Origin of the sequence: Glycocaulis sp., from assembly GCF_052168375.1 — a bacterium.
Taxonomy (GTDB): Bacteria; Pseudomonadota; Alphaproteobacteria; order Caulobacterales; family Maricaulaceae; genus Glycocaulis.
Genome location: NZ_JBQLZR010000120.1, coordinates 1 through 5,412, shown reverse-complemented (window position 1 = coordinate 5,412; position 5,412 = coordinate 1). Strand labels below are relative to the sequence as shown.

5 protein-coding genes and 1 pseudogene are annotated in these 5,412 nt (G+C 63.7%); 2 read left to right on the top strand and 4 right to left on the bottom strand.

The features are described from left to right. A pseudogene (locus ACTS2Z_RS04775) lies at positions 1–190 on the bottom strand (isoaspartyl peptidase/L-asparaginase); the annotation flags it as partial. 31 nt (positions 191–221) lie between these two features. Continuing rightward, positions 222–1,196 carry an NADPH:quinone oxidoreductase family protein gene (locus ACTS2Z_RS04770; protein WP_442572082.1) on the bottom strand — a complete coding sequence of 325 codons (975 nt, stop codon included), beginning with the start codon at positions 1,194–1,196 and terminating at the stop codon, positions 222–224. 166 nt (positions 1,197–1,362) lie between these two features. On the opposite strand from ACTS2Z_RS04770, the gene ACTS2Z_RS04765 reads away from it, so the two are divergent. Together ACTS2Z_RS04765 and ACTS2Z_RS04760 are read left to right on the top strand one after the other, a co-directional pair. Continuing rightward, positions 1,363–1,821: a Rieske 2Fe-2S domain-containing protein gene (locus tag ACTS2Z_RS04765; protein ID WP_442572081.1), complete on the top strand. Its 459-nt coding sequence runs from the start codon at positions 1,363–1,365 to the stop codon at positions 1,819–1,821. 74 nt (positions 1,822–1,895) lie between these two features. After that, a complete protein-coding gene (locus ACTS2Z_RS04760) occupies positions 1,896–3,527 on the top strand; it encodes an AbgT family transporter (protein ID WP_442572080.1) in 1,632 nt (543 codons plus the stop codon). A 7-nt stretch (positions 3,528–3,534) separates the two neighbouring features. Here ACTS2Z_RS04760 and ACTS2Z_RS04755 read toward each other — a convergent pair whose 3' ends face one another. Further along, complete coding sequence (locus ACTS2Z_RS04755; RefSeq protein ID WP_442572079.1) at positions 3,535–4,731, bottom strand: alpha/beta hydrolase; 1,197 nt, start codon at positions 4,729–4,731, stop codon at positions 3,535–3,537. Continuing rightward, positions 4,677–5,375 carry a ParA family protein gene (locus tag ACTS2Z_RS04750; protein ID WP_442572078.1) on the bottom strand — a complete coding sequence of 233 codons (699 nt, stop codon included), beginning with the start codon at positions 5,373–5,375 and terminating at the stop codon, positions 4,677–4,679. The genes ACTS2Z_RS04755 and ACTS2Z_RS04750 overlap by 55 nt, the downstream gene beginning before the upstream one ends. Positions 5,376–5,412: the final 37 nt, after the last annotated feature.

Here is a 5,412-nt window from a genome sequence, read left to right as displayed (position 1 = left end):
CCAGCGCCCGGTCGAGTGCCGCCCGGTAGGCCGCCTCGGTCTCTTCATCCATCGCGCCGCGCTCGATCACGCCGGCACCGCCATGAATGATGATCGTCCATTGCAGCTCGCCCTCGCGGGATGCCTCGCTGGCCTGCGCGCCGGAAAGGCACAAGGATAGGGCGGCACAGGCAGTCAGAATGCGTTTCATGGCGTTGTCTCCCTTGATGGCGCGCACATGCCTAGAAGGTCAGGATCACCTTGCCCTTCACGCGGCGCTCCATGATGTCGGCAAAGGCCTTGGCAAACTCGTCCAGCGGATAGGCCGCCGAGATGTGGGGCACGATCTTCCCGGCCTCGTAGAGGTCGAAAAGCTCCTTCATGTTCTGCGCGTTCTCGCGCGGATTGCGCCCGGCCCACGCGCCCCAGAACACGCCCAGAATATCGCGGCTGTTCAGAAGTGCGAGATTGAGCGGAACTTTAGGGATCGGCCCGGCGGCAAAGCCGATGACCAGATAGCGTCCGCCCCAGCCTGTGGCCCTCAGAGCTGCTTCGGAATAGTTACCGCCAACCGGGTCATAGACCACATCCACACCCTTGTTGCCGGTGATCTCGCGCACGCGCGCCTTCAGGTCTTCTTCCGAATAGTTGATCAGCTCGTCGGCGCCGGCCTCCTTCGCGATGGAAAGCTTTTCCGCAGAGCTGGCTGCTGCAATGACCTTGGCGCCCATCGCCTTGGCAAGCTGCACGGTGGCAAGGCCGACCCCGCCCGCAGCGCCAAGAACCAGCACGGTTTCACCCGGCTGCAGTTTCGCGCGCTGTTTCAGAGCGTGATAGGAGGTTCCATAGATCGTGGTGAAAGCCGCCGCGTGTTCAAAGCTCATCGCGTCGGGAATCGGAATGACCTGGGCAGCTGGCGCCACCGCCTGCTCGGCAAACCCGCCCAGCATGGTGGCGACAATCACCCGGTCGCCCGGCTTGAAGCCGGACGTGTTCTTGCCAAGATCGGAAACGATGCCTGCACACTCCGTCCCCGGAATGAAGGGAAAGGGCGGCTGGGCCTGGTATTTTCCTTCAACCAGAAGGATGTCGGGGAAGTTCACGCCAGCAGCTTTCACATCGACCTGCACAAAGCCCTCGTGAAGCGGTGGGGCCTCGACATCGGCCACTTCCAGATTCTCGTACGGGCCGAATTCCTTGCAGATGAGTGCGCGCATGCGGGATGTCCTTTGTCAGGCGAAAACGTTTCAGCGTGAGCGGACCATAGTGGCGGCCGGGCGGCAAGGGCAATGCGCCACGCGCGCGCGCCCGCTTGATGCGCCTGCCTCCAGCCTCCATAACGTCCCGCAACGCCTTCTTGTCCGCCTGCCCCGGAGCAGATTCTTGACCGACTTTCAGCGCAATGCCTGGAACAGGGCCATGCCTTCGCGCGAACTGAAGCGCGGGCGCATGGTCCACAAGGTGCTCGCCGGCGAACCCGTCGTCATTGCCCGCGCAAAGGATGGCAGCGTGTTCGCGCTGCGGGATCTGTGCCCGCATCGCGGCGTGCTTCTGTCGGCCGGGCGCCTGTGCGCGCAAGGAAGCGTTATCGACGGTGTCACCCTCGACCGGCCGCAGATCGAATGCCCCTATCATGGCTGGCGTTTTGGCCCCGACGGCGCCTGCCAGGCCATTCCATGCCTCGTCGAGGGTCAGGAAATGGATGTCGGACGCATTCGCGTACTGCGCTATCCGGTACGTGATTTGGGAGGTGATATCTGGATCTGGCTGGCCGAGACCCCTGCTGGTCCCGTGCTCGATGCCACGCCGGAACCCGATACCGAACCGCCCCTGGGCGCCTGAAGCGCCCTTCTGGACGTTTGCATCAAGGCCGGGCATGCTGGCCTTAACTCCCGAAAAACAAGCGAGCCCGCCCTGTGACAGAGACCCCTTCTGCCCAACCGTCCGCCAAGCGCGGTGCCTTCACACGCTTCCTTGATGGCGTTGAATGGCTCGGCAACCTCCTGCCCCACCCCGTTACGCTGTTTGCCATTCTGGCCGGTCTGATGATCCTGGCCTCCGGCCTGTTTGGCGACCTGATGGGTCTCAGTGTCGAGGATCCGCGCCCCGAAGGCGCGCGCGGGCGGTCGCCCGACGGCATGATCAGTGCGGTCAGCCTGCTCAATGAGGACGGCTTCCGGCGCATCTTCACCAGCCTGACGACCAATTTCACCAGCTTTGCCCCGCTCGGCGTGGTGCTCGTCGCCATGCTGGGTGTAGGCGTGGCGGAGAAGTCCGGCCTTCTCTCGGCGGCCGTGCGCTCCATCGTGCTCAGCGCGAACAAGCACACTGTCACCGTGGCGGTCGTGTTCGCCGGTGTCCTGTCCAACACCGCATCGGAAATGGGCTATGTCGTTCTGGTGCCTTTGGCAGGGGCAGTCTTCTATGCGCTCGGGCGCCACCCGCTGGCCGGCATGGCAGCGGCCTTTGCTGGCACGTCCGGCGGCTACAGCGCCAACTTGCTGATCGGCACGATCGATCCGCTTCTCGCTGGCATTACCACCGAGGCCGCACGCCTGATCGACCCTGACTATGTCGTCGCCGCTCCGGCCAACTGGTATTTCATGGTCGCCAGCACCTTCCTCGTCACGCTGATCGGCTCGCTGGTCACCATCTTCATCGTCGAGCCGAAACTGGGCGCATACGATCCCTCCCGCGCCGATCCGTCCGTTCTCGACAAGAACATGATGCAGCCCGTATCAGCCGAGGAAAAGCGCGGGCTGGGCTGGGCGGGCCTCGCCTCCCTTGCCGTTTTCGCTGCCATGGCATGGACCCTGATGCCCGAAATCGGCGGGCTTGGGGGACTTCCCGGCTGGGGCGCACTTCGCAATTCCGATACCGGTTCGATCTTCCAGCAGGCGCCCTTCTTCATCGGCTTCGTGACTTGGATATTCCTGTTCTTCCTGATTGTCGGCTTTACCTATGGCCGCGCCGCCGGGACGATGAAGAACGACCGCGATGTGATCGACGGCATGGCGTCGGCGATCTCCACGCTGGGCCTCTACATCGTCCTCGTCTTCTTCGCGGCCCAGTTCGTCGCCTTCTTCAACTGGTCCAATCTCGGCGCGATTTTCGCGGTTCTCGGCGCACAATTCCTGACCGATACCGGCCTGACGGGACCGGCCATCTTTATCGGCTTCATCCTGATGTGCGCCTTCGTGAACCTGATGCTCGGCTCGGCCAGTGCCCAGTGGGCGGTGACGGCCCCGATCTTCGTGCCGATGCTGATGCTGATCGGCTATTCACCGGAAGTGATCCAGGCCGCCTACCGGATTGGCGACAGCTCGACCAATATCATCACCCCGATGATGAGCTATTTCGGCCTCATCCTCGCCTGGATGACCCGCTACGACAAAAAGCTCGGCATCGGCACCGTCATTGCGATGATGCTGCCTTATTCGCTCGCCTTCCTCGTCTTCTGGACGGCGCTGTTCTTCCTGTGGACCTTCGCACTTGGCCTGCCCGTCGGTCCGGGCTCACCGACGCTTTACGAGCTGCCCACCGGCTAGTTCAGCGTTACTGGCGTGCCCCGGTGCCTTCAATGGCGCCAGCCGCCGCGCTGGCGGGTGCGAGAATGATCTCGGTTGCCTGACGCACCACATTGACGGTCAGGCTGAGTGGTCCGCGCACGGCTCCGGCGCGCTGGGCCGGCTCGACGCCGAAATCGCGCGTGCCTGCAAACAGAGCAATCAGTTCAGGCGACATGGTCAGCGTGGAATGGCGCAGCGGATCGGCGGTCTGGAAACCGGAGACGTCAACGACCGTGAGACGCAAGTCCGCTACCGCCTCGACAGAGCGCATCGAGCCCAGCCGGTCGGTCTGACCGCGCAGCGCCGCCGAGGCCTGCAAGGCCCGGTCCCGTGTCGAGGTGAACACCACGAAATCGATGTCGGAAACGGCGGCGATGGCGTCAAGCTGGCTGCGGAAGACATCCACGCTGATATCGGGTGACATCAGGGCAACCTGCCCGATGCGCGCAAGCACATCCGTTTCGCCATTTTCGGACAGATCGCGCAACGCCTCCAGCGTCAGCATCGAACCCATGGAGTGGGCAATGATCATGATGCGGTCGGTCTGCGCCGACGACGCCATCCGCAGCGTATCGGCAAAGCTGTCCCGGCTGATCAGGACGCTGTCGAGATCATAGGCATAGAAGCGGGGGTCGCCCGCGCTTGCCCACGCAAAATAAAGCGGCGCGCCGGGTATCTGGAAGTCGTGCATCATCTGGGCAAAGCGGAAGAGACCGCTGCCAAACGTCTCGTTATACCCGTGCACGAAGATGACGAGGATGCGCTCGTCCTCATCGAGCTGCGACAATTCCCGGTCGAGGGCGCCAACAAACGCCTCGCGCCCGTCCAGCATCTCGGCTCCCGCAAGCGTGAAATGCCGCATGGGATCGGGCGTGCCGCGCGGATAGCGGATACGCCCCGGCTCGCGCTCCGGCGGTATCGTGACCGTATGGCGGCCATAGGTCAGCGATTGCGCGCGTTCCCGCCCGTAAAGCGTGGCATCGCCCGTTGGCGCTCGCGCCGAGACCGCCAGGATCTCGTGCTGATCCACCTCGCTTGGCAATTCCTCGAAACCGGCCACGCTCAAGGTCGGCGCACAGGCGCCGGCAAGGCCGAGCACGCCAGCCACAAGCAGGGCGCGAAGGGGGGTCAGCCCTGCCGCGAGCGCATCTGCCGCAGAGCGAAAATATCGGCCGACATCCATCGGAAAAAACCGCCATCCTCGAGGAAGACCGATGCAATGTTCGCATCGCCCGGTTCGAAGTGGAAGACTTCGCGCAAGGATCGCGAGAAAGCAAGGGCCGGCGCGATACGCACGGCATGTCCGCGAAAGGCGTCGCGAATGCGCAGGGCTTGGTCATCGCCGAACACCTGGTTGGGCACCAGCATGATGCGCGGACGCACCCCGTTGGCATCACCCAGGCGCGCGGCTGCGTCTTCAAGCTCGGGCAGATAGGCCTTGGTGGCCATGATGTCGGCATCGGACACCGCCACCGGCACGAAAATGGCATCGGGCTGGATGGCAGGGACCATCGAGCCGGCCGGGAAGCCGGCCGGCGTATCGACGAAGATCACATCGCTGGCCGCGCGGCGCGTATCGAGCGCGGATTTCACCGCCTCGGGCGCCACGCGGTGCCCTTCCCCGTGCTCATCAGCAAGGTAGTAGGACTGGACGCCGGAGCCGGAGAACCGCCGCACGGCGTTATAGGTCGTGCGCAACCGGTCGAAATCGATCACGCACACACGCAAGTCGTAGGTTGCGGCGAAGTGGATGGCGCTGAGAAAGGCCAGCGTGCTCTTGCCGGCACCACCCTTGGCGTTCGCAAACATTACGGTGGTGCCGCTCATACGCCTATCATCCTGCCACTTCCTGCCTGTTCAGGCA

Bases quoted from the DNA above. Each gene is read 5' to 3' on its own strand.
- ACTS2Z_RS04770 (WP_442572082.1), bottom strand. From the start codon at position 1,196: ATGCGCGCACTCATCTGCAAGGAATTCGGCCCGTACGAGAATCTGGAA.
- ACTS2Z_RS04755 (WP_442572079.1), bottom strand. From the start codon at position 4,731: ATGGATGTCGGCCGATATTTTCGCTCTGCGGCAGATGCGCTCGCGGCA.
- ACTS2Z_RS04750 (WP_442572078.1), bottom strand. From the start codon at position 5,375: ATGAGCGGCACCACCGTAATGTTTGCGAACGCCAAGGGTGGTGCCGGC.